The 21,011-nt window shown below is 50.1% G+C and carries 21 protein-coding genes; 16 read left to right on the top strand and 5 right to left on the bottom strand.

Going from position 1 to position 21,011, the window contains the following annotated elements:
* Positions 1-408 precede the first annotated feature (408 nt).
* Genes CCY32_RS05370 through CCY32_RS05355 form a run of 4 tightly spaced genes read left to right on the top strand, consistent with a single transcriptional unit; the run spans position 409 to position 2,216 of the window.
* Positions 409-597: a hypothetical protein gene (locus tag CCY32_RS05370; RefSeq protein WP_088329562.1), complete on the top strand. Its 189-nt coding sequence runs from the start codon at positions 409-411 to the stop codon at positions 595-597.
* Between the two features lie 10 nt (positions 598-607).
* Positions 608-1,072 carry an isoprenylcysteine carboxylmethyltransferase family protein gene (locus tag CCY32_RS05365; protein WP_246840536.1) on the top strand — a complete coding sequence of 155 codons (465 nt, stop codon included), beginning with the start codon at positions 608-610 and terminating at the stop codon, positions 1,070-1,072.
* 6 nt (positions 1,073-1,078) lie between these two features.
* Positions 1,079-1,693: a cation transporter gene (locus tag CCY32_RS05360; RefSeq protein ID WP_088329561.1), complete on the top strand. Its 615-nt coding sequence runs from the start codon at positions 1,079-1,081 to the stop codon at positions 1,691-1,693.
* Positions 1,683-2,216 (top strand): GNAT family N-acetyltransferase, encoded by a 534-nt coding sequence (locus CCY32_RS05355; RefSeq protein WP_088329560.1) that lies wholly within the window; start codon positions 1,683-1,685, stop codon positions 2,214-2,216. Before CCY32_RS05360 ends, CCY32_RS05355 begins: the two co-directional genes overlap by 11 nt.
* Before the next feature lie 13 nt (positions 2,217-2,229).
* Here the strand turns inward: CCY32_RS05355 and CCY32_RS05350 are convergent, their stop codons facing one another.
* Positions 2,230-2,520 (bottom strand): YebG family protein, encoded by a 291-nt coding sequence (locus tag CCY32_RS05350; RefSeq protein ID WP_088329559.1) that lies wholly within the window; start codon positions 2,518-2,520, stop codon positions 2,230-2,232.
* A gap of 215 nt (positions 2,521-2,735) precedes the next feature.
* On the opposite strand from CCY32_RS05350, the gene CCY32_RS05345 reads away from it, so the two are divergent.
* Positions 2,736-2,939 (top strand): hypothetical protein, encoded by a 204-nt coding sequence (locus CCY32_RS05345; protein WP_088329558.1) that lies wholly within the window; start codon positions 2,736-2,738, stop codon positions 2,937-2,939.
* Positions 2,940-3,004: 65 nt separating this feature from the next.
* Here CCY32_RS05345 and CCY32_RS05340 read toward each other — a convergent pair whose 3' ends face one another.
* Positions 3,005-4,999 (bottom strand): sodium-translocating pyrophosphatase, encoded by a 1,995-nt coding sequence (locus CCY32_RS05340; RefSeq protein ID WP_088329557.1) that lies wholly within the window; start codon positions 4,997-4,999, stop codon positions 3,005-3,007.
* A gap of 389 nt (positions 5,000-5,388) precedes the next feature.
* Here CCY32_RS05340 and CCY32_RS05335 point away from each other — a divergent pair, with 389 nt between their 5' ends.
* From CCY32_RS05335 to CCY32_RS05295, 9 genes are all read left to right on the top strand, one after another.
* The gene (locus CCY32_RS05335; RefSeq protein WP_168171431.1) at positions 5,389-5,952 is read left to right on the top strand and encodes a sigma-70 family RNA polymerase sigma factor; all 564 of its coding nucleotides are present in this window, start codon (positions 5,389-5,391) and stop codon (positions 5,950-5,952) included.
* A 5-nt stretch (positions 5,953-5,957) separates the two neighbouring features.
* The gene (locus tag CCY32_RS05330) at positions 5,958-6,287 is read left to right on the top strand and encodes a FecR/PupR family sigma factor regulator (protein ID WP_168171430.1); all 330 of its coding nucleotides are present in this window, start codon (positions 5,958-5,960) and stop codon (positions 6,285-6,287) included.
* A gap of 230 nt (positions 6,288-6,517) precedes the next feature.
* Positions 6,518-9,532: a TonB-dependent receptor gene (locus CCY32_RS05325; RefSeq protein ID WP_088329554.1), complete on the top strand. Its 3,015-nt coding sequence runs from the start codon at positions 6,518-6,520 to the stop codon at positions 9,530-9,532.
* Between the two features lie 68 nt (positions 9,533-9,600).
* On the top strand, positions 9,601-11,094 hold the full coding sequence (locus tag CCY32_RS05320) for a DASS family sodium-coupled anion symporter (protein WP_088329553.1): 1,494 nt from the start codon (positions 9,601-9,603) through the stop codon (positions 11,092-11,094).
* A 6-nt stretch (positions 11,095-11,100) separates the two neighbouring features.
* Positions 11,101-11,910 (top strand): hypothetical protein, encoded by an 810-nt coding sequence (locus CCY32_RS05315; protein WP_088329552.1) that lies wholly within the window; start codon positions 11,101-11,103, stop codon positions 11,908-11,910.
* An 88-nt stretch (positions 11,911-11,998) separates the two neighbouring features.
* Positions 11,999-13,078 (top strand): M14 family metallopeptidase, encoded by a 1,080-nt coding sequence (locus CCY32_RS05310; protein ID WP_168171429.1) that lies wholly within the window; start codon positions 11,999-12,001, stop codon positions 13,076-13,078.
* A gap of 115 nt (positions 13,079-13,193) precedes the next feature.
* Positions 13,194-15,008: a DUF885 domain-containing protein gene (locus tag CCY32_RS05305; protein WP_088329550.1), complete on the top strand. Its 1,815-nt coding sequence runs from the start codon at positions 13,194-13,196 to the stop codon at positions 15,006-15,008.
* A 187-nt stretch (positions 15,009-15,195) separates the two neighbouring features.
* Positions 15,196-15,744: an inorganic diphosphatase gene (ppa, locus tag CCY32_RS05300; protein ID WP_088329549.1), complete on the top strand. Its 549-nt coding sequence runs from the start codon at positions 15,196-15,198 to the stop codon at positions 15,742-15,744.
* Between the two features lie 74 nt (positions 15,745-15,818).
* The gene (locus CCY32_RS05295) at positions 15,819-16,286 is read left to right on the top strand and encodes a DUF3299 domain-containing protein (RefSeq protein ID WP_088329548.1); all 468 of its coding nucleotides are present in this window, start codon (positions 15,819-15,821) and stop codon (positions 16,284-16,286) included.
* Between the two features lie 18 nt (positions 16,287-16,304).
* Here CCY32_RS05295 and CCY32_RS05290 read toward each other — a convergent pair whose 3' ends face one another.
* Positions 16,305-17,924, bottom strand: coding sequence for a methyl-accepting chemotaxis protein (locus CCY32_RS05290; RefSeq protein ID WP_088329547.1), 1,620 nt, complete (start codon positions 17,922-17,924; stop codon positions 16,305-16,307).
* 318 nt (positions 17,925-18,242) lie between these two features.
* Here CCY32_RS05290 and CCY32_RS05285 point away from each other — a divergent pair, with 318 nt between their 5' ends.
* Positions 18,243-19,397: a porin gene (locus CCY32_RS05285; RefSeq protein ID WP_088329546.1), complete on the top strand. Its 1,155-nt coding sequence runs from the start codon at positions 18,243-18,245 to the stop codon at positions 19,395-19,397.
* A 12-nt stretch (positions 19,398-19,409) separates the two neighbouring features.
* Positions 19,410-19,826: a phosphate ABC transporter substrate-binding protein gene (locus tag CCY32_RS05280; RefSeq protein WP_088329545.1), complete on the top strand. Its 417-nt coding sequence runs from the start codon at positions 19,410-19,412 to the stop codon at positions 19,824-19,826.
* A gap of 58 nt (positions 19,827-19,884) precedes the next feature.
* Here CCY32_RS05280 and CCY32_RS05275 read toward each other — a convergent pair whose 3' ends face one another.
* Positions 19,885-20,583, bottom strand: coding sequence for a 2OG-Fe(II) oxygenase (locus tag CCY32_RS05275; protein ID WP_088329544.1), 699 nt, complete (start codon positions 20,581-20,583; stop codon positions 19,885-19,887).
* 16 nt (positions 20,584-20,599) lie between these two features.
* Positions 20,600-20,998: a thioesterase family protein gene (locus CCY32_RS05270; protein ID WP_088329543.1), complete on the bottom strand. Its 399-nt coding sequence runs from the start codon at positions 20,996-20,998 to the stop codon at positions 20,600-20,602.
* Positions 20,999-21,011 lie beyond the last annotated feature (13 nt).

The following is a 21,011-nucleotide window of genomic DNA, read 5'->3' as shown; positions in this document are numbered from 1 at the left end:
ATGAATTACGATCTGAAAATTACGGTGACTTTTGATGTTGCAAAGATAATTTCTGCATTTAGCACGTTACTATTTACTGCATATATTACTGGTTTACTGTGATAAAAGTCCGAGTGGTTTACCACTCGGCACCCCATTTAGTCGCCGGTCAGTACTTAGGTACTGACTTATAAAAGCTTAAACCGTATGCGGGGAAACTCGCTCGTACGGTTCTTATGCAGTAATGCACTGCTGCTGCCCGACAGCCAGCCTTTCGGCCTTAAAAACTCAAAAGCCCGGTCCTGTACCGGGCTTTTTTGTGTCTGTTGTCCATAAAAACCTGCTTGCCAGCAACAGCTTTGGTAAAGTAACGTCACGTAATGCAGTTTAAATAATTAGTATGAAATATTTGTCTTTGGCAGCAGCTTTTTGCTGAGTGGTTGTGCATCACAAAGCATCAGTGAGCAGGTTGAAGACAGTCTTTTTGAAGCCGCCACCGGCAAAGAGTACTCCCGCAATCCGGCCGGATGCGCGAGTATTAAACGTCAGTGCCGGGCCGACGATTATGCCCAGTGGACACAGAAAAATGGGCAGATAGCCTGCGCCTGCAACACCTGAGCTTTTAGAAATGATCCAGAAACTTGAACTTCGTATTCCTCCTGTTGTGCAGGTAGCTATTTTCGCCCTGGTAATGTGGTTACTGGATCAGTGGTTTCCGGCAGCGGCTCTGGAACTGCCTGCTAACCTTTGGATGGCAATTCTACTGGCTGTGGGGGGTGCTGCCATCGCTTTGTCCGGGGTGTGGGCATTCAGAAAGGCCCGTACCACGGTGGATCCCCGGGTGCCCGAACAGGCCAGCAGCCTGGTCACCGGTGGCATCTACCGTTACAGCCGCAACCCTATGTATCTGGGTTTTTTACTGGCATTATTGGGCTGGGCATACTTTCTTGGTAACCCTATCAACCTTGTAGTGTTGATAGGATTTGTGATTTACATGAATCGATTTCAGATCCAACCTGAGGAGCGCATCATGCAGCAAAAGTTCGGCCATCAATTCAGGCAGTACCAGTCTGATGTCAGACGCTGGATATAAGCAACGATGAGTGGATGTTGTAACAGCAGCTGTTCTGTAGATGCGCTGCGACAGCGCCAGAAAGGCACGCTGCAGATGGTTCTGGCCATTAACGCGGTAATGTTTTTTGTCATCGCCGGTGCAGCACTGTATTCCTATTCCAGTGCATTGCTGGCGGATAGTCTGGATAACCTCGGCGATGCGCTCACTTATGCCCTTAGCTTGTATGTCGTATCACGCAGCAATACGGCCAAGGCTCGGGTCGCATTGTTCAAAGGGGCCCTTATTTTTATTGCAGCCTGTGTGGTGGCCAGTCAGGTTGTGTATAAATTGCTTGAGCCACAAACCCCTATCTTTGAAGTCATGGGCAGTTTCAGTTTACTGGCACTGCTGGCTAACTCCATATGCCTGTATCTGCTCTGGCGTCACCGCCATGAGGACGTCAACATGAGCTCGGTGTGGGAATGTTCGCGCAATGACATTGCCACCAATCTGTCGGTGTTTATCGCTGCTGGCGGCGTTTGGCTGACCGGTTCTGGCTGGCCTGATGTGGTGGTGGCCATGGGTCTGGTAGTGCTATTGTTACGTTCATCCATCAGAGTACTGTCATCGGCAGTCAGAGAGTTACGTCATGAGCCTTAAACTGATTACACCCGCCCACCACTATCAGCCCAGTTTTCAGGGGTATATTCAGGAGTTAGGTGAGGAAGAGCGCTATCCCTTCGTGCTGGATTTGGATGCGACCGACTTTGAGGCATATCTGATACGATTACAGGAAATTGAACAAGGAACAAACCTGCCCACAGGCCATATGCCCAGCAGCACCTATTGGCTGATGGAGGACGATGAGCTCATCGGTGTGTCTAATCTGCGCCATGGCTTAAATGACACCATCCGTCATTTGGGGGGACATATCGGCCTGAGTATTCGTCCCTCACGGCGAGGTCAGGGACTGAGTAAAATCCTGCTACAACAGACCATAGACAAAGCCAGTGCAATGGGCATTGAGAGTCTGCATATTCATTGTTACCGACACAACACCGCTTCGGCGCGAATGATCATGGCCTGTGGCGGTGTGCTTGAATCAGAGGTCATTCTTGAGCAGGAATCTGAGTCTAAAATTGTTCAGCGCTATCTGTGCGCAGTGTCATCGACGCGACAGTGACTGACAGGCCGGCTCAGGCCTGTTTTTTCTCCAGTTTAACGACTTCAGCCTTTTCCTGTTCAAGCAATGTTTTGGCATCGGTGCCTTTAAATAACTTAGCCACACCGTCTTTATTCTGTGACAACAGAATAGACAGTTCTTCCAGCAAAGCTTCGTCCAGCTCCACACCTTTAGCCTGGATATAATCGGCCAGATTATCCGCCACATCCAACATCTTATCGTAGCGGTCGGCTTCTTTTTTATCTGTTGTCACCAGCTTCTCTACCCCTTTGTGTTCAACCACATAGCGCGTAATGATCGCCATAACAATCTCCTGTGTTGGAAAGCGATCAATACCATACCACAGATACTGTATAGATAAACAGTAAATGATGGAGTTTGCAGTCTGGCGCTTTAAAGTAGCGATGTTCACCACTATGTTTGATACAGAGCCCGTTGGTTTTTAAGCACATTGCACCGTGGTTGTCATACCGCGAAGCGGCAGCGACTATCGGGCAACACAAATATTGGAGTAGAATTATGTCAACATCCTCAGAAAAGATTACTGGCATTAATGAAATGTCAGGTCTGAAGACCATTATCGTCAACGGTGACCTTGAGAGCCTCAGACAAACACTGGGGAACAAAACGCTGAATGAGTTAGAAGTGGGTTATCTGATCGATCTGGCGAAGCTGAACAATGAACCAGAAATGGTCAAGCTGCTCAAACAGCATGCCGGGTAAAAACGTTATCAGCTACCAGCTATCAGGAAAACTGAGAGCTGGTAGCTGAAAATTGGTCGCTGATGCTACAACAGCGGCGCGATAACCAGACTGACAATGGCCATGACATTGATCAAAATGTTCATGGACGGCCCGGAAGTGTCTTTAAAGGGATCACCGACGGTGTCGCCTACCACCGCTGCGGCGTGCACATCTGAACCTTTACCGCCAAAGTTACCCTTTTCTACATACTTTTTCGCATTGTCCCAGGCGCCACCGGAGTTTGCCATCATCAACGCCAGCAACACGCAGCCCAGCAGTGCACCACCCAGCATGCCACCCAGTGCATGAGGACCAATAACAAAGCCCACTAACGGGGGAACCGCCACGGCCAGCACCCCGGGCAGAATCATCTTCTTGAGTGCGGCTTTGGTGGCGATATCCACGCAGCGCGCCGTATCCGGTTCTGCGGTACCCTCCATCAGACCGGTAATTTCCTTAAACTGACGTCGAATTTCCTGAATCATCTCAAACGCAGCATCACCCACTGCGGTCATGGTGATCGAAGCAATCAGAAACGGCAGTACACCACCGATAAACAGGCCCGTCAGTACCATGGGATCGCCAAGGTGCAAGGTAAAGTTGGGATACTTGACCGTCATGGTCTCCACAAAGGCGGCAATAATCGCCAGTGCCGCCAGTGCCGCTGCGCCGATAGCAAAACCCTTACCGATAGCCGCCGTGGTATTTCCAAGCTCATCCAGCGAATCGGTAATTTCCCGGGTCTCTTTTCCGAGGCCACCCATCTCGGCGATACCGCCGGCGTTGTCGGCCACGGGGCCGTAAGCGTCGATCGCCATGGTAATACCCACCGTAGCGAGCATCCCCACTGCGGCAATACCCACACCATAAAGTCCGGATAAACTGGTAGAAATGTAGATAATGGCGCACAAAGTCAGCACCGGAATCACCACTGACTGCATTCCCACAGACAAGCCCGTTATCATTACGGTCGCCGGACCCGTTTCACCGGATTTGGCAATTTTTCTGATGGGTGCACCCGCGGTGTAATACTCGGTAACCAGGCCGATAATAATACCGCCCACGGCACCGGCCACCACAGACCACCAGACATTGGCATGAATACCGGCCTGCTGAATCACAAACCAGGCGGCAATGACAAACAACACGGCTGCACCTATGGTACCTGCTCGCAATGCCACTTCGGGCTTGTTGGAGGACATCAGATTAACCAGCAAAATGCCCAGCACAGAGCAGATTAAACCTGTGGAGGCCAATCCCAGTGGCAAAAACATGAGTGTTTCGCGACTGCCTAAATCACTCATCACCAGCGTCGAAGCAATGGCAATGGTGGCGATCATCGAACCGCAATAAGACTCAAAAATATCCGAGCCCATACCGGCCACATCGCCCACATTATCGCCGACGTTATCGGCGATAACACCAGGGTTACGTGGGTCATCTTCAGGGATTCCGGCCTCTATTTTACCCACCAGGTCGGCACCCACATCGGCACTCTTGGTAAAGATTCCCCCACCTACACGAGAGAACAAGGCCACACTGGATGCGCCCATACCGAAACCGTGAATCACATGGGCAGTGGCCGGGTCATCACCAAAATACCAATACAGCATGCCTAATCCGAGCAAGCCCATTGCGGCCACACATAAGCCCATCACCGAACCGCCCATGAAGGCCACAGACAGCGCAGATGCCGCACCTTTGTCATGGGCCGCCTGAGTAGTACGCACATTGGCTTTGGTGGCGGTAAACATACCGATATAACCGGCAGCGGCGGAGCTGATTGCGCCTACGGCAAAAGCCAGTGTGGTGTTGGCACCCAGGGAGAAATACAAAAAGATCCCCAGCACCAGCGAGAAAATGAACAGCATCTTGTATTCACGGTGCATAAACACCATCGCACCGAGATGAATACGATCGGCGATCACATCGATGGTTTTATTGGTTACCGGAATACGTTTAATCAAGGCATAAATTACGAACGCGAGTATCAGCCCTACCAGGCCGAAAAGCGGTGGCAGATAATGTAGTTCAGTCATAGTTTCCCCAACAATTGATCAGTGCAACAGTGCCAATTCACCAACATAGATGTCGGTTCTGGCCAGTTGTTGCTATTCGGGGCATCACCACTACAACTTATAAAACGCGGATTTACCCCGTTGTTTTATTTAGATTTTTTGCATTACGCAAAACTCACTATAAACGCCATATTGAGATCTGTCAGCAACTGATTGATGAAAAATAGAACAATGGCCGTTCAGGAGGGAGGGGGGCGTCCACTATTCTGCCAGTAGCCGGCACGCTTTGACATTACAAAAGTATCAGTACAAACTCATGTCGCAGATAACAGAAAACATGGACTTGATCCGAGTCGCAGTCTTGGTGCAAGATTCGCCACCCTAATAACCAGAGTGAAATGTGGCCCACGATGCAAAATCAAACCCACTCCGAAAACTATGGACCAGGCTGGTTTGAACAATTGGTGGAAAAGACACATGACAAACTCAAACGTGCACTTTGCCAGATGTTGTCCCCCGCAGAGTCGGAAGAAGTCATTCAGGAATCCTATTTAAAGCTGTTTGAAACACTGAAAAAGGAAAATCTGGACAATCCTCAGGGCTACCTTTATCGCAGCGCCAGAAACCTGGCCATTACCCGTATCAGAAATAAGAATGTGGCACAGAAGTTCCTGGATCAAAAAACTGAGCAAATTCAGGTGATTGAGGGTAATAACGAGGGATATCAGGCATTAAAGGAAGATCAACAGCACCAGCAACTGCATCAGGTTATTGCCACACTTCCGCCCGTTTGCCGACAAGTCTTTGTGCTGAGAAAACTGCATGGTTATTCTCATAAAGAAATTGCAGAAACCATGAATATATCTCAGAAAACGGTCGAGAATCATATCGCCAAAGGCATGCGGGCGTGTTTGGAGGCATTTCGCCGCCCAACCAAAATTGATTCTAATTATAAGCGCTCGCAACGCGGATAATGGCCATGTCTATTGATGAATGGGTTGGTTATGGCATCCCTGAAGAGATTATAGACGAGGCCATTGTCTGGCTGACTAAACTCGATTCCGGTGAAATGAGTGATCAGCAAAAGACTGAGTTTGCACACTGGCTTGATGACGACCCTAATCACAGATGGGCTTTTGAGGAAGTGTCGACGGTTTGGGCCAGGTCATCTATCAGACATGATACCTCCGTCTCTAAATCAAAAGCATCCGGACTGACGAATCATAAAAACGGTTCACGCTATTATGCCTCCCTCAGCTATATCGCCATTGCTTTAGTGATACTTGGCCTGGTTGTTAACTTTTTGTAAAGATCCGAAAAGAGTGCAGGATGCACTGCACCGGTGGACTAAGTAAACAACACACACCGGCTTCAGGACCTTCAGCAGTGAGTTGGATTGGATAAAGATCGTCAGCCTGCTCCATATAAGCGAAATCAGTTACAAAAATAATTCATTTACGAGTAGGGGAAGTTGCGCTGTCGTGCGTTTACATATTGATAACAAGAAAAAACATCGAATTATCATATGGAGCACGGTCAATGTTAAACCCAATTACCCAAGCGATCCGAAATCGCAAAGTCAGTTTTTTTACTCTCCCACTCACGCTTGTTGCCGGGCTTACGGCCCTGAACCTCAATGCACAGGAACAAAGTACCGAGACTGCTGAAGCAGAAGATGTAGAGCGCGTCGCTGTCGTCGGTTCACAAATTCGCGGAGGTAAAGTCAGCGAAGCCCTGGCAGTATCTGTGTTTGATGCGGATGACATTGCCGAACTTGGCATTGAGTCGGGTGATGAATTACTCGATTTGATTCCGGAAAATGGGCAAAACTTTTTCAATGAAGCAGGCAACATCGGCGGTGGTGTAAATGCCGCGCGCGGTGATGTCGGCGCGTTCAATTTACGCAATTTGGGTACCGGCAATACCCTGGTACTGCTTAACGGCCGAAGAATGGTGAACTCTGCCTCCTATCAAACAGAAGAAGTCGGCGGCAGTTTTGTACCAGTGAATTCGGTTAATTCCAACACCATTCCTGTCGGTGGTTTACAGCGACTGGAAGTTCTGCGCGATGGCGCCTCAGCTATCTACGGTGCCGACGCGGTAGCCGGCGTTGTGAATAATGTCCTGAAAACTGACTTTGTCGGTTTAAATGTCGGCTTGCGTTACAAAGACTATGAAAACCTCCCCCGTAATGACAAACAGCTGACGCTGGAATGGGGTAAAGATTTCAATGACGGCCGCACCAATGTCAGTGTCTTTGGCAGCTATTATGATCGTGGCCGGGTGAACTCTACCCATGATCCGCGTTGGTCAAATTCAGATTTCCGCGACCGCCTTCCTGAGGATTCCCCGTGGGCAGGTGACACCAATTTTCGCAACGATTCCGCCAACTCACTCTACGGTCAGTTTGACCTGCAAGGGGCGAGCGCCCGTGATGTGGGTCTGAGAGACGTGTTTACCGATAGTAGTGGCGAATTTGAGACCTATCCTATTGGCGATGAACGTTGTCAGTACACTATCAACCAGTATCTTTGCGGAGCAATCGATGGCCAGGGTGTCATCCGGCACAACTTTAACGGCCATGCCGGAATCGGACGCGACCTGGTATCTGACTTAGAGCGTCAAAATATGTTTGTGTTCGTTAACCATGCCTTTGATAACGGTATGGAGTCGTTTACCGAAGCATCCTATTACAACTTCAGCTCTAATCTTATCCGCCATGCTTCAGCGCAGTTTTCCACCTCTGAGCTGCGTGTCGGTGCCCAAAACTACTACAACCCGTTTGGGCCATGCGGTTCTCCCTATCGTCTTTCTGAGGAACTGATTCCGGATGTGCCGTGTGAAGGATTAGAATTCAGACTGGACAACTATCGCTTCGCGGAATTACCGCGCATTGTCGATAACGAAGGCACCACCTATCGCCTGTTGCAAGGACTCCGGGGTTATGTGGGCGATTGGGAATGGGAGTCAGCCATTGCTTATTCAAAGGCGACCAAGTCGGATGTCACTCACAATCGTGTCTCCAACACCTTGATGCAGGAGGCCTTGTTTGACTCCACGGAAGCAGCCTATAACCCCTTCAGTGCGGGCGTAAACAGTAACATTGAACGTGCACTGGTGGATGTTCGTCGTGACAACGAAACCACTTTGACGACCTTTGACATCAAGGCCTTTCACCCGGCTATGTTTGAACTGCCAGGCGGAGATGCTGGATTGTTGGTGGGGGTAGATTATCGTCGCGAGACCTTTGATGATGACCGTGACCCGCGCCTGGATGGCACGATTCGCTTTACCGACTGGGAGGGGGATACCTATCCCTTTGTGTCTGACATAGCGAACTCCAGCCCGACCCCCGATAACAGCGGCTCGCGCAAGGTAACCGCATTGTTCACGGAACTTCAGTTACCGGTTCTAAAGAATCTGGACGTGCAGGCCGCATTGCGTTACGAGGACTTCTCTGATGTGGGTAACACCACCGTAGGTAAGCTCGCCTTTGGCTGGCGACCCAACGACGCAATCCTGGTGAGAGGCTCCTGGTCAGAAGCTTTCCGGGCGCCAAATCTGGTGACCATTAATGAAGAGTTTGTAGCCCGTAGCAACACCCGTACCGACTGGACTTGTGTGTATGCCGCAGAAAATGGCGGTGATCCTGAGCAGGATGTGCTGGATTGTCGTAACTCCACTCAGCGCAGTGCTGAAGGCAGTCAGGATCTTAAACCGGAAGATTCAACCAATACGTCTGTTGGCCTGGTACTGACGCCAACCGACAGCCTGACGCTGACTCTGGACTACTGGTCCATAGAGAAAAACAACACCATTGGCCTGTTGGGTGAAGAAAACCACACGCTGCTTGATCTGGTTTACCGGTTACAAGGAGATGTAAATAGTTGCAATACGAACCCTGCGGTAGATCGTGTTGAAGCGACCGACGATCAGGCTGCTATTTATGCGGCAGCCGGAATATGTCCAGCCGGTGACATCCGCTTTATCAACGATACCTATGCGAATCTTGATAAGCGCACCGTACAAGGTTTTGATATCGGTGTGTATTACGAGGAAACCTTTGATTTTGGTCGTTTAGATTTTCGCTACAATGCATCAATTCTGGATAAGTTTGAGCAAGAAGCCGGCGGTGATGCAGCCGTACTGGTCAACGCCAAAGAGCAGGGTATTCTTCCTGAGAGCTTCCCGGTAGACGGCTTTGCTGATTTAATAGGTAAAGACGGAAATCAGAAACAACGTCATACGTTCAAGCTCTCATGGCGCAAAGATGCCTGGGGAGCGGCCATTTCCGGGAATCGTATCGGTAGCTTCTATCAAAGTCACTTAACCCTGGACGATGGCACACGTTACATCATTCCAGCGATGACGACTTATGATGCTATGGTTGATTATCGCTTTGACGTAAGTGATGTGCGCACCCGGGTACGCCTGGGGGTTAAAAATCTGACCGATGAGCGCGCGCCACTTGCCGATGATTACTTTGGCTTCTTCTCTGATGCACATCGTGACTATGGCCGTAATTACTACGTTGATGTAAAAGCGTATTTCTAACCTTGAGTCAATGAAAGAGAAAAGTGGGTCGCCTGCTTTTCTCTTTTTATTTAATGAAGTTGAACACTATGACAAAAGAAAAGAATCAGACCAAATCCGGTGATGCCGCGAGTCGCGGGCGCTATCAGGACATCGGATTGGTGCTCGGCCCTCTGGCTTTTGCCATCATGATGCTGTTCGCAGCATCGCAAACTGCGATGCCCGATGCAGCCTGGCGAACCGCTGCTGTAGGTATATGGATGGCAATTTGGTGGGCGTCAGAAGCCATTCCCGTACCAGCTACCGCTCTGGTGCCACTTGCCATGTTCGATATCCTCGGCATCGCAAGTTTTGAAGAGGCTGCAGCACCCTTTGCAAATCCGATTATCTATCTGTTTTTAGGTGCTTTTTTACTGGCTATTTCAGTAGAAAAATGGAACTTACATAAGCGAATAGCTCTCAATCTGCTGGCAGTGACTGGCACTGAAGGGCGACGCCTTATCGCTGGCTTCATGCTGGTCGCGGCGTTTCTGTCTATGTGGATGAGTAACACCTCTACTACCCTGATGTTACTGCCTATTGCGCTGTCAGTGGCAAAAGTGATTGCCGATAATCTGTCGGCAGCTTCTGAAACACAGATAAAACACTTCCAAACAGCGCTGTTACTGGGACTCGCGTATGCCGCCACGATCGGCGGATTATCTACCCTCATCGGCACACCGCCCAATGCGCTGCTGGCCGCATTTTTATCTGAAAACTATGACATGAAAATCGACTTCATCACCTGGATGAAAGTGGGTTTACCGGTGAGTTTCATCATGCTGCCATTAGCATGGTTGGTCCTGACAAGGGTGGTTTACAAGGTCGATATTGCAGCAAACCCGGCGGTGGATGCACACCTGAACAAGCTGCGACAAGAGCTTGGCTCGATGAGTGCAGCAGAGAAACGTGTTGCCGTGGTATTTGTATTGGTGATCACTTCGTGGATTATGCGTCGACCATTAACTGAGTGGTTGGATCTTGAGGGCGTAACCGATGCCGGTATTGCTATGTTTGCAGCACTACTGCTGTTTTTAATCCCCAGTGATAAGGATGGCGTCACGCGCCTGCTCAACTGGCATGATGCCAGCCGCGTTCCCTGGGGCGTGCTGATTCTGTTTGGTGGGGGCTTGAGTCTGGCCGCTGCCGTATCCAATTCAGGATTAGCGACCTTTTTGGGTGAGTCATTACAACCGCTTTCTATCTTTGGCATCGCCGCTTTAATCATTGGGGCCACGGCTCTGGTTATTTTCCTGACGGAGCTGACCAGTAATCTGGCAACAGCAGCGACCTTGTTGCCTGTTGTGGCAGCAATTGCCATGCAAATGGATATCTCACCGCTTTTACTGACCGTTCCCGTTACATTAGCCGCCAGTTGTGCGTTTATGCTGCCCGTAGCGACACCGCCCAATGCCATTGTTTTTGCCTCGGGCATGCTCACCATTCCACAGATGATTCGCTGCGGAGTACTGCTGAATATTTTAGGTATGGTGCTGCTGTCTATCGTGGCGGTGTGGTGGGCACCCATGTTGTTAATAGGATAAACCCCAATGCATAAAATAAGTTTATTGTTTCTGCTGTTTATCAGCCTTTTTTCTGCCTCTGTGAATGCCGGGGATATCGAAAAGCCTGAGCTCGTTCCTACGACAACGCCACAAAAAGTACTGTTTGTAGGTAACAGCTTTAGTTACTTCAATGGGGGGCTGCATAATCATGTCAGCAACCTGATTCGTGCCGCAGGAAAGTGGCAAAAAGGCACAAACCGTTACCGCCTTAAAACCCTGTCAGGGGGTAAATTGTACGAACATGTCGCTGGCATGCCCTACCTGGCTAACCAACCACAGGGAAAGGCCTGGGATGTGGTGGTCATTCAGGGGCACTCGAATGAGTCTGTGACAAAAAAACGCTACAAGAGGTTTGTTCAGGGTGCCAAGGCTCTGGCAAAAATAATCAGGGAACATGACGCTGAACCGGTGCTATTTATGACCTGGCCTTATAAAAATCATGCGGAGATGACTCAGGCCCTGCACAGCAGCTATGTAAGCCTGGGGAATCATCTGGATGCACTTGTCGTTCCAGTGGGTCTAGCCTTTGATCAGGTTAATCAACAACACCCTGAGATTGAGCTATATCACGCTGATGTGGAGGGATTCACCGAAGCCGGCACAGAAATATATAAAGAGGAACTGAAGCACCCTTCCCTGGCCGGCACCTATCTGGCTGCCTGCGTATTCTACGCGGCCTTCTATCAGCAATCGCCACAAGGTCTTGCATATACTGCCGGACTGAACAGCGAGACCTCGATGAAGCTACAGCAGGCTGCCTGGCAGAGCTACCAGTCTTTCTATGCTAAAGAGTAAGCGGCTAACATTCGTCTCCTTTTGTCTGTGCAGTATCTCCTGGTTAGTTTCTGCACAGACAGCAGGGAGCGCATGCACTGGCAACGGCGTGACAATCACGCAGGCGTTCGAAGGAGGCGCCTTTGCCCACTGTGACAGCGTCGGAAAAGGCCTGTTTGAACTGACTATCTCACCTGAAAGTATCCCCATTAACCCAAGCCCATGGTATGCATTCAAAGTGCATTCGGACACCCGTAGCCACATCCGCATCCACCTCAACTACTCGCACAGTAAGCACCGATACTGGCCGAAATACAGCCATGACTTTATACATTGGCAGTCCCTACCTGCATCTCAATGGCAGCTGAATGAGAGTGAAACAAAACTGGTTTTGCAACTTAAACTTGAACCCGGTCAGCAATGGATCGCAGCGCAAGATGTCATCACCAGCGCCTGGTATCAGAGATGGTTTACCCAACTATCTGAACACAATGCGGTGCAGGTTTATCATTATGGAACGTCCGTGGAAGGGCGCAAACTTCACGGCGCGTCCATTCAATCTGACAAGTCCAATCCCCTCGTGGTATTGCTGGGACGCGCTCACCCGCCAGAGGTAACCGGCGCAATTGGCTTGAAGTACTTTACCAGCACATTGCTAAGCGACACAAAACTGGCACAACAGTTTCGCAATCGTTTCTCTGTATTTATTTATCCTTATCTGAACCCGGATGGGGTTGCGAACGGGCATTGGCGTCTGAACGCCAACGGCGAGGATATCAACAGAGATTGGGGACCGTTTTCACAACCAGAAACGCTGGCAACCTTTGAGGATATTCAGCGCCACCTGCAGCATACTGATTTGGCGGTCATGCTCGATTTTCACTCCACCAGAAAAGACATCTTTTATGTTCAACCCGCCAGCCTGCCAAGTGCGATCCCCGCATTTGCCCAGCGCTGGATAAAACTCATGCACCAAAGTGGATTGCCACAAAACATCAGCATCAAAGCTGGGCATAATCACTCAGCAACGAACGCCAAAACCTTTTTTTACAATCAGTATCAAATCCCTTCGATCACCTATGAAGTGGCTGATGCTGCCTCATTGGAAGAAATCCAACATAATGCCCGCATTTCAGCCAACAGCTTTATGCAGTTACTGCTGGACAGTTTGCCTGCAACGCTCGACTGACTGACGTGCGGGGCCACTGAGGGGCATTGTCATATTCGCTAACACTTATTCTGCTTCGTTATCTGTGCAGCTCTGGTAGGCTACTGACACAATTATTAGTTAAAGAGCACTGCCCATGAAAAAGTCACTTATCGCACTGGCCCTTTCCGCAAGTCTTTTGCAGGCTTGCAGCAACACGGCACAGCAGGTGTCCGTCGATCCCAGGTTGCAGGACGTCATGCAAAGCGCACAAAGCGCCGATGCAAGACTGGTTGCGCTGACCGATCACTACATCGAAGAGACGCTGCCACGTTCACCGATTAATGCGTTATTCCAGGGGGATAACCGTTTCAACCATTTGTGGCCCAACAGTTTGTCTCCTGAGTTTATCGACGAAGGTCATGCCATTACTGACAAGTATCTGGCAGCACTGCAACAGATAGACCGTTCAGCGCTTAAAGGACAGGACCTGTATACCTATGAAATATTCAAAGAAAACCTAGAACAGCAGGTTCAGGCGCGCGCTTTTCCGGTTGAACTGTTGCCCCTTAACCAATTTATTTTCAGCCCCCATAACTTCTTTATGCAGTTAGGTGGCGGGGTCAGCGCACAGCCATTTAATACCGTGCAGGATTTCGACAACTTCCTGCAGCGGGCTGACGGCTTTGTGGTCTGGCTTGATCAAGCAGTGATCAATATGCGCAAAGGGATAGAGCAGGGGGTAGTCCAGCCGCGTCCGGTGGTGGAATCTATGCTGCCACAGATCGCCGCACTGATACACGAAGAGCCGACCCAGAGTGATTTATTTACCCCGCTTACAAAAGCCAAAGAAACCATGGACAAGGCGGACTACGAGCGTCTGCACCAATCCTATTCAGAATTGGTAGGAGAGCGTCTGACTCCGGCGTTTGCGCGACTGCATCACTTTTTGGAAAACGAGTATTTACCGGCGGCGAGAACCTCTCACGGCTATGGCGGCTTACCCAATGGCAAAGCCTGGTATGAATTTGCCATTAAAGCTAATACCACACTCGATCTCACTGCACAGAGTATTCATCAAACGGGCCTGGATGAAGTCAAACGCATCCATGAAGAAATGAGAGGTGTGGCCAGGCAAACAGGTTTTGAAGGCAGTCTTGAGGACTTTTTTACCTTTTTGAAAACCGATCCTCAATTTTACTTCGACTCAGAGGAGGCGGTTCTCGCCGCGTATGAGTCGGTCAAATCCCGCATGGCACCGAGACTGGAAAAGCTGTTCAGTAAAATCCCTAAAGCGGATTATATGGTTCAACCCTATCCACCGGCACAGGCCAAATCAGCACCGGGCGCCTCCTATATCCCGCCAGCCAAAGACGGCTCCAGACCGGGAATTTTCTTTGCCAATACCTACAACCTCAAGGCTCAGCCTAAGTATGGCGTAGAGACCTTGTCGATACATGAGGCATCACCGGGACATCATTTCCAGATCAGTCTGCAACAGGAAATCGATAATCTGCCGAAAATCCGTACCCAGAACTTTTACACCGCCTACGCGGAAGGTTGGGCATTGTATGCTGAGAGTCTGGGTAAAGAGTTGGGCTTTTTCACCGATCCTTATCAGTATTACGGTAAATTGAGCGCAGAGCTCTTTCGTGCCATGCGTCTGGTTGTCGACACCGGGCTGCATGCCAAAGGCTGGACGCGCGAGAAGGCCATTGAGTATATGCTAAGCAACTCTGCGATGCCCAGAAGTGATGTGGAAGCTGAAATCGAACGCTACATGATTATGCCCGGACAGGCACTGTCCTATAAAACCGGCCAGCTGAAGATTCAGGAGCTGCGCGACTATGCAGAAGCGCAACTTGGTGATCGCTTCGATATCAAGACCTTCCATAACCTGATTTTGCTGGATGGCCCTCTGCCTTTGCCGCTGCTTGAGCGGAAAATCAAAGACTGGGTTGCATCAGCCTGATATAACACCAGAGCACCACAAGGCCGCTTACAGCGGCCTTTTTTATGTCCAGGGATGGACGGTATGCCGGGGTTGTCGGGAACAGATCCCCGGCGATGTCTTTATCGACCATGGCAGGATGCCATTTGTGGTCAAAAACCGTATAATCCCCCGCATTTCCCGTTATTAAACTTACAAGGAACTTTTAATGAGCCTTAATGATGTGCCTTCTGGCAAGAATTTGCCCGATGAAATAAACGTAATCATCGAAATTCCGGCCCACTCTGACCCGGTTAAGTACGAAGTGGATAAAGACTCGGGGGCCATTTTCGTGGACCGTTTTATGTCATCCTGCATGCACTATCCGACTAACTATGGCTATGTACCGCACACCTTGTCCGATGACGGCGATCCGGTAGATGTGTTAGTCATGACGCCTTTCCCATTGTTGCCAGGCTGCGTGATCCGCTGCCGCCCTGTGGGTGTACTGAAGATGACCGATGAGTCGGGTGAAGATGCCAAGGTATTAGCGGTGCCTGCCGACAAACTGTCGACCATCTATCGTGGGATCCATGAAATTGACCAGGTCGATGAGCTACTGAAAAACCAAATCGAACATTTCTTTGCCCACTACAAAGATCTGGAACCCAATAAATGGGTCAAGATCCAGGGCTGGGAAGACAGCGTAGCTGCAAAGAAAGAAATCACCGAGAGTGTGCAGCGTTTTAATGATGCGCCAGATAAGCCTGCTTTCTAAGACTGTCACCAAAGGCCAGCCTCGCTGGCCTTTTTTCTCTACTCGCAATGATTAGCAATCGCGGAGAGCCAAAAATGAAAAAGTGGATCCTTGCTCTGTCACTCTTGCCGATGCTGGCCCTGGCCGATGAGCCCCTTGAATTGTTCTGGGAAGACCTGATCCCAGAAGATTACCAGCTGCCTGAGCAACTGGTGGATCATGAAGCCAATAACAGCATGACTCAGCAAAGTCTGGACGCGCCCGTCGTCGAAGCATTAAATGGCAGCTTCGTGAAAATTCCCGGCTTTGTGGTGCCTTTGGAAGGGGATGAAGAAAAACTGACTGAATTCTTGTTAGTGCCGTTCTTTGGGGCCTGTATCCATGTTCCGCCGCCGCCGCCCAATCAGATCGTGCATGTGAAATTTCCCGCCGGTGCGCCGGTTGATAACCTCTGGGATGCCGTATGGCTGACCGGTACGCTCTCCACTGAGCCCTGGAAAGGTGACATTGCCACGGTCGGATACCGTCTTGAGGGCGTGAAAGTGGAGCCTTACGAGGGCTGATACCGGGCGCAGGTAAGCCTATACCCGGAACTGTTTGGCGATGGCTTCAAGGTTCTTGGCTAATTCTGCCAGCTCACTCCCTACCGAAGCGAGTTCTTTGGAGCTGGACGAGGTTTGCTCAGTGCGCTGATGAATTTCGTCCACATGCCTGACAATGCTCGCCGACACCGATTGCTGTTCATCGGTAGCATCGGCAATCTGACGGTTCATCTCACTGATTTGATTAATGGTTTTGGTGATCATGCTAAGGCTGTTGCCGGCCGTGTTGGCCGTTTCCACACTGCTGTCCGCCTGCTCCGTCCCCTTTTTCATCACCCCTACCGCCGAACGAGCCGCGTTCTGCAGTTGCTCAATCGTATTTTGTATCTCTTCGGTGGACTGCTGCGTACGACTGGCCAGGGTACGCACCTCATCGGCCACCACCGCAAACCCGCGCCCCTGCTCCCCCGCCCTGGCGGCCTCAATGGCCGCATTCAAGGCCAGTAAGTTGGTTTGCTCCGCAATGCCTTTTATCACGTCCAGTACAGAGCCGACCTTGTTAGAGTCCGCTTCTAGTTTCTGAATCACATCGGCTGAGGCCTGAACATTATCGGCTAACTGACGGATACTGTTGACGGTTTCATTGACGACCCGCTGGCCATCATCGGCCGCGCCCGTCGCTTCACCGGCCGCCCCAGCAGCCTGGGCTGCACTTTGCGCCACATTGGCTACAGAACCGCTCATCCGGTCTACTTCACGCTTGGCATCATCGGCCGCACGGCGCTGCACCTCGATGGTTTGATTGGTGTCCTCGGTTAGCTGGTTTAAGCTTTGGGCCAGTTTCGACAGGGGCATACTGGCGTTGACAATGTCTTTGACCACGGTTTGCAGTTTTTCCATAAACTGATTAAACCAAAACACCAGTTGCCCAATTTCATCCTCGCTGTTGGTTTTAATTCTGACCGTTAAATCACCGTCTTCCTCGGCAATATCCTTTAACGAACCAACCACCTCAACAATGCTGGTTTTGATACCTTTGACTATCGGGTAAGCGGTGGCAAACAGAATACCTGTGGTGACCAATGCCAACACGATACCGGTGCTGATCAGCGCATCATTAGCGTCGTTTGAATCATCAAAGGCCTTTTCGAAAGCCTGTTGCTGATGATCACGGAAATCCGCCATCGCATTGGTGGCGCGATCATAGGTTTTATTCATCTGCTCAGACAACTCGCCCAGCTTAGAAAAGTCCGCCGTGCCTTTTATCATGGAATCAGAAATGTCATAGGCGACCTTAAAGTATTCATCAAAACCGTCACTGATACTGCGCATCTGGGAACGGAAGTCAGCACTGAGCTGACTGATCTGCTCTATGTCATCACGCACCTGTGCTGCCGTATTGCGCGCATTAGAAAGGGCATCCTCATCCCCGGTGGTCACGGCGCTACTGAGCGTATCCCTGAGTTTCTGCATTTTCACTAACGCCGCAGCGGAAGTTTGCAAGGCAGGAAATTGCACTTCCCGGGCCTGGGCAAGCATGGCGCTGTTATCCAGGGCAGTGAAAACGGTGATCAGCAGGTAAATGACAAAACTGGCGGTGGCGATCCCGGGAATCAGGAATATTTTCGTGGCAATGGGCAACTTGTTGAGTACATTCATGCTTTAACCTGTTTTGTGACAACGCATACAGACTCATTAAACATAGTCTGAAAAATTTCACTCTAGCAACGAAATTGTGGCGATTTTTCAATAAGCTGTGTTTCTGAGGTAGCCTTGATGACGTTACCAATTTGAGTCGGCTATTGCCTGATGCCTATTAAAAACCGGCCAACACCACGCCAACACGTCTTTCCTTTGTCGGCCAAAATTAACCTTTAGTTAACATTTTTGCACTTTTGGCACCTTCGCATATAGTTAGATTCACGACCATGCTCCGCTAAGTCGCGATAAGAACACACTTTTATCTGGAGTCAGCACATGAAAACACACTACCTGTTACCCACTGCTTTGCTGATATTGTCTGCACCTGCCACGGCTGAAATCACCTTTAATGGGTTCGGTTCCATCGTCGCCGGAGTCAGTGAAGATTCACCTTTTCGTAATAACCTGTATGACGATGACGTGAGTTTCCGTCCACAGAGCAAGTTGGCGCTGCAGGCGTCCGCTGACCTCGGGGAGGGCTTGTCAGTGACGGCGCAAATCATGGCCCGGGGCGCCGATGACTTCGATGCAGAATTTGAATGGGCGTACCTGAGTTATGACATCAGCGACAGCACCACGTTAAGAGCGGGGCGCCTGCGCATTCCCTTCTATCGTTACTCGGATTATCTGGATGTGGGCTTTGCCTACCCCTTTATTTCTCCGCCACGCACTATGTACAGCCTGACCTTCTCCACTTACGAGGGGCTCAGCCTGCTGCACAATTTCTCAATGTCCAGTGTTGATGTGAATGTGAACCTGGTTTACGGGCGTGTAGAAGAAACCTTTTTTCCTACCACCAACCCGACCAAAGGCACATTGTCGGATATAGCAGGCTTTAATACACAAGCCTCCTGGCAGTCCTTCACTGGCTATGTCACCTATTTACGTACCGATGTCACCATTCCTGTTCCGGCGATTGAAGGGTTAGCCGCCCAGCTTAATCAGGCCGGCGTACCAGGATCTCTGACTGAGCAGTTAAGGATCAATGAAGACAAAGGCAGCTTTTTCGGTTTTGGCTTAAGTTACGATGATGGTGACTGGGTGTTTAACAGTGAAAAGTCTGAAGTCTCTATTGACGATTCACTGAATCTGACAAGTGACCAATGGTATGTCAATCTCGGGCACCGGTTTGGTGAGTTCTTACCCTACTTTTACTATGGTGAAATTGAGTCAGAGCGTAACACCTCCATTCCCTCGCAATTTCCGGCATCGTTGCAGCCCACCATTCAGGGAGCCTTTGATAGTCAGTACATTGAATATACCGAAACCGGTATCGGTGTGCGCTGGGATTTTCACGCCACGACCGCCCTTAAAGTTGAATTCACAAAATACGATGATATCTGGGACAGAAACCCCGCCACGGCATTGGGAACCGCAGATAATAAAGAAAGCATGAATCAGCTCAGAGTCGGCGTCGACTTTATCTTTTAAGGAGATCAGCTCATGAAACAGTTAAAACGAGTAAGCGGTTTCGCTCTGATGTTCCTGTCATTCTCTGTCTTTGCGGAGATTGCGGTCATTGTGCATCCCTCTAATACCGATACGCTCAGCCAGGAAGAGATCCAGCGGGTTTTTCTGGCTAAGACAAAAACCTTTCCCAGTGGAGAGCAGGCGGTGCCGATTGATTTTGATGACAGCGTGGCAGTAAAAAATGACTTTATCGGTCAGGTACTGAATCGCAACAGTTCTCAGATAAAAGCCTATTGGGCAAAGCTGGTCTTCACCGGAAAAGCTCAGCCCCCTAAAACCGTGGCATCCGATGATGAGATGTTGAAGCTGATCGCCGCCAATCCGAATATGATTGGCTATATTGATGCATCCAAAGTCAGTCCGGATGTCAGGGTGGTAGGTACATTCTGAGCCTGTTCCATCCATTCCGTTGCTACGCCCCGCGCCATACGGGGCTTTTTATTCGCAATTACTGGCCCCGATAGAGCTGCTCTGCCCGATTAAACAAAACCCAGGATGTGAGGATATATTTATCATTGCTGACTGGCACCTGGCCTCTGTGTGTGTGGGTAAAATAGGCCGGCGCGATGACCATGCGACCGCGCTTTGGTCGTACAGACAGGTCCTGATAGTAGAAGTCCGTCTCCCCACCTTGCTCGACATCGTTAAGATAATACATAAACAGTAGAATGCGGTGCAGCGCGTCGTTGTGCTCAGCCTGCGGGTATACTTCTGAGTGCCAGTAGGGGTAACCTCCTTTGCCAGCGGGATAGCGCTGCGCATTGATATCGCCCATGCGAAAGAGATACTGCACCAGGCTTGGCAGATTCGGCCGGGCGACCTCGTCAAAGTTTTCCTCGGTCAGCTTCACCGGCTCACCGGTGCGGGGATGCTTCAGTGTCAGACCGATGGGCCCTATCAGGGCAAAGTAATACTTGGCGAAGTAGTCCACCAGCGCCGGCGTGGTATGAGCCAGTACTTTAGGTAGCAACGCGGAAAATTCAGTGTGAGTGCAAATAGATACATCTTCACTGACCTTTTTACTGGTATCGACGCCACCGCCTGTGCGCCCCGGTTGGCGGTTGGGACTGACATCAATCTGCTCAACCAATTCCTGGCACAGTGCATCAGGTAACACATTGTCGATCACTTCAATAAACTGGCTCATTGGTTACTCCTGATGCCTACTGGTGAGGTATCAGCAAAGCCTGTAATTGCTCGCCAATATGAGGGGGAATAGGTTGAGACTTTTGTTGCCGATAGTCAAAATGGACTAAGGTGGTGACACCCTCGGCCGCTTTCTCACCCTGCTGCCAGACCTGTTGCAAAACATCAAAAGAGCTGTTGCCGATGCGCTGGATACCGGTACGAATTTCCACTTCATGGCCAAAATAAATCTGGCGTAAGAAGTCAATTTTATAGCTGGCCAGGATCAACGGCCAGTTGTGCAGATCCATCTCTGGCGTGAAGTAACGAAACACCGGCTCCCTGGCAGCTTCAAACCATCCTGCAAGCACCGTATTGCTGACATGTTTAAGGGCGTCGGTCTCGTAAAATCTGACCTTAAATGTTTCGCTTAACATCCTCACTCCATTA

This window comes from Lacimicrobium sp. SS2-24 (assembly GCF_002201535.1).
Taxonomy (GTDB): Bacteria; Pseudomonadota; Gammaproteobacteria; order Enterobacterales; family Alteromonadaceae; genus Lacimicrobium.
This window is presented reverse-complemented; position numbering and strand designations above follow the sequence as displayed.

Excerpts from the sequence above, each read along its gene's own strand:
- CCY32_RS05315 (WP_088329552.1), top strand. The coding sequence starts at position 11,101 with ATGCATAAAATAAGTTTATTGTTTCTGCTGTTTATCAGCCTTTTTTCT.
- CCY32_RS05335 (WP_168171431.1), top strand. The coding sequence starts at position 5,389 with ATGCAAAATCAAACCCACTCCGAAAACTATGGACCAGGCTGGTTTGAA.
- CCY32_RS05295 (WP_088329548.1), top strand. The coding sequence starts at position 15,819 with ATGAAAAAGTGGATCCTTGCTCTGTCACTCTTGCCGATGCTGGCCCTG.
- CCY32_RS05305 (WP_088329550.1), top strand. The coding sequence starts at position 13,194 with ATGAAAAAGTCACTTATCGCACTGGCCCTTTCCGCAAGTCTTTTGCAG.
- CCY32_RS05270 (WP_088329543.1), bottom strand. The coding sequence starts at position 20,998 with ATGTTAAGCGAAACATTTAAGGTCAGATTTTACGAGACCGACGCCCTT.
- CCY32_RS05365 (WP_246840536.1), top strand. The coding sequence starts at position 608 with ATGATCCAGAAACTTGAACTTCGTATTCCTCCTGTTGTGCAGGTAGCT.
- CCY32_RS05325 (WP_088329554.1), top strand. The coding sequence starts at position 6,518 with ATGTTAAACCCAATTACCCAAGCGATCCGAAATCGCAAAGTCAGTTTT.
- CCY32_RS05320 (WP_088329553.1), top strand. The coding sequence starts at position 9,601 with ATGACAAAAGAAAAGAATCAGACCAAATCCGGTGATGCCGCGAGTCGC.
- CCY32_RS05355 (WP_088329560.1), top strand. The coding sequence starts at position 1,683 with ATGAGCCTTAAACTGATTACACCCGCCCACCACTATCAGCCCAGTTTT.
- CCY32_RS05340 (WP_088329557.1), bottom strand. The coding sequence starts at position 4,999 with ATGACTGAACTACATTATCTGCCACCGCTTTTCGGCCTGGTAGGGCTG.
- CCY32_RS05280 (WP_088329545.1), top strand. The coding sequence starts at position 19,410 with ATGAAACAGTTAAAACGAGTAAGCGGTTTCGCTCTGATGTTCCTGTCA.
- CCY32_RS05285 (WP_088329546.1), top strand. The coding sequence starts at position 18,243 with ATGAAAACACACTACCTGTTACCCACTGCTTTGCTGATATTGTCTGCA.
- CCY32_RS05360 (WP_088329561.1), top strand. The coding sequence starts at position 1,079 with ATGAGTGGATGTTGTAACAGCAGCTGTTCTGTAGATGCGCTGCGACAG.
- CCY32_RS05290 (WP_088329547.1), bottom strand. The coding sequence starts at position 17,924 with ATGAATGTACTCAACAAGTTGCCCATTGCCACGAAAATATTCCTGATT.
- CCY32_RS05275 (WP_088329544.1), bottom strand. The coding sequence starts at position 20,583 with ATGAGCCAGTTTATTGAAGTGATCGACAATGTGTTACCTGATGCACTG.
- CCY32_RS05330 (WP_168171430.1), top strand. The coding sequence starts at position 5,958 with ATGTCTATTGATGAATGGGTTGGTTATGGCATCCCTGAAGAGATTATA.
- CCY32_RS05345 (WP_088329558.1), top strand. The coding sequence starts at position 2,736 with ATGTCAACATCCTCAGAAAAGATTACTGGCATTAATGAAATGTCAGGT.
- ppa (WP_088329549.1), top strand. The coding sequence starts at position 15,196 with ATGAGCCTTAATGATGTGCCTTCTGGCAAGAATTTGCCCGATGAAATA.
- CCY32_RS05350 (WP_088329559.1), bottom strand. The coding sequence starts at position 2,520 with ATGGCGATCATTACGCGCTATGTGGTTGAACACAAAGGGGTAGAGAAG.